The organism is Paracoccus sp. JM45 (genome assembly GCF_003590715.1).
GTDB lineage: Bacteria > Pseudomonadota > Alphaproteobacteria > Rhodobacterales > Rhodobacteraceae > Paracoccus.
In genome coordinates this window covers 1-1,202 of record NZ_QQVY01000062.1, presented here as the reverse complement: position 1 = coordinate 1,202, position 1,202 = coordinate 1, and the positions used below count along the sequence as shown (strand labels likewise).

At 54.0% G+C, this 1,202-nt stretch carries 1 protein-coding gene and 4 pseudogenes; 1 reads left to right on the top strand and 4 read right to left on the bottom strand.

Annotation, left to right across the window (positions count from 1 at the left end; genetic code table 11):
- On the top strand, positions 1-110 hold a 110-nt coding region (locus DWB67_RS18730), incomplete at its 5' end, for an integrase core domain-containing protein (protein ID WP_147385937.1).
- 18 nt (positions 111-128) lie between these two features.
- Here DWB67_RS18730 and DWB67_RS18560 read toward each other — a convergent pair.
- The 4 pseudogenes from DWB67_RS18560 to DWB67_RS17690 form a co-directional block, all read right to left on the bottom strand.
- A pseudogene (locus tag DWB67_RS18560) lies at positions 129-314 on the bottom strand (transposase); the annotation flags it as partial.
- Between the two features lie 144 nt (positions 315-458).
- Positions 459-725, bottom strand: a pseudogene (gene istB / locus DWB67_RS17700) (IS21-like element ISPkr1 family helper ATPase IstB); the annotation flags it as partial.
- 38 nt (positions 726-763) lie between these two features.
- Positions 764-1,036 (bottom strand): annotated as a pseudogene (locus tag DWB67_RS17695) (IS3 family transposase); the annotation flags it as partial.
- Between the two features lie 4 nt (positions 1,037-1,040).
- Positions 1,041-1,202 (bottom strand): annotated as a pseudogene (locus tag DWB67_RS17690) (IS30 family transposase); the annotation flags it as partial.

The window sequence follows — 1,202 nt, the reverse complement described above, 5'->3', positions numbered from 1 at the left end:
TTGAAAAATGGCAGAAGAATTACAACTGTCGCAGACCACATTCAGCATTGAGCAACCTCACCCCGATGGAATTTTTGCAGAGAAAGGCAATGGACAAGATGGCGGCCTAGAGCGTTTCGGCCTTGACCTGATACATACCCTGCCGCGTGGAAGTAGTTCCGGCACTTTTGGGGCGAGAACATGTTGCAGATGTCGCCGAGGGCTTTGAACAGATCACTGAAGGTTCGTGCGCCCATTTTGCGGAGATGCGCCTTCAGTTTCGAGAATGCCTGCTAAATGGGGTTTAGATCGGGTGAATAGGGCGGCAGATACAGGAACCGACATTTGACTGTCAATCGGCACGCAAACTTGACCCCCTATCGGCATGCAAAAATGACCCCCTCGGAGCGCTCGGGTAGCTGGGCCGATGCGGTGTAGCCCTCATACAGCGCAGCCGTATCGGGCCAGCGGGGTTTTGGTCATCCGCGGGTCATGAAGCGCCAGCTTTCGTTGCCGGTTTCGACGATGTCACAGTGGTGGGTAAGTCGATCGAGTAGCGCTGTCGTCATCTTGGCGTCTCCGAAGACCGACGGCCATTCACCGAAATCGAGATTGGTCGTCACGATGATCGATGTGCGCTCGTAGAGGCGACTGACGAGGTGGAACAGCAGCTGGCCGCCGGTCTGTGCGAAGGGGAGATAGCCGAGCTCGTCGAGGATCAGGAAGTCGAGGCGGCACAGAAGATCTGGTCTTGTCGCGTTTAGGTTCCGGTCTCTCAGTTCATTTAGGCAGCCTTTCGTTCGAAGGCCAAAGGGCTTTTGCCTCCTAACGACGAGTGTTGGCGTCGTGGATTGTAGAACCCATTGATATACTGAAATATCGCCCCTTCGGCTTGACGTCTGGTTTCCCAACGGTTGCGCCAAATCAGCTCTGCCTTGAGTGATTTGAAGAACGTTTCAACCATGGAATTGTCGTAACAATTGCCTTTTCCGCTCATCGATACTTCGAAGCCATGTTTGTTCAGGCGCTTCTGATAGTCGCCTGAACAATATTGGGCGGATTCAACCGGTCGTCGCACCACATTCGATTATATTCAGTTTGAGCAGTTCGTCGAGAGCTTCGGCAGGTGTTCTCCATCCGAGGGTTTTGCGGGGCCTTGTGTTCAAAGCATGCGCGACGGCGCTCAACTCATTGACACCGTGCTGGCTGAGATCCGTGCCCTT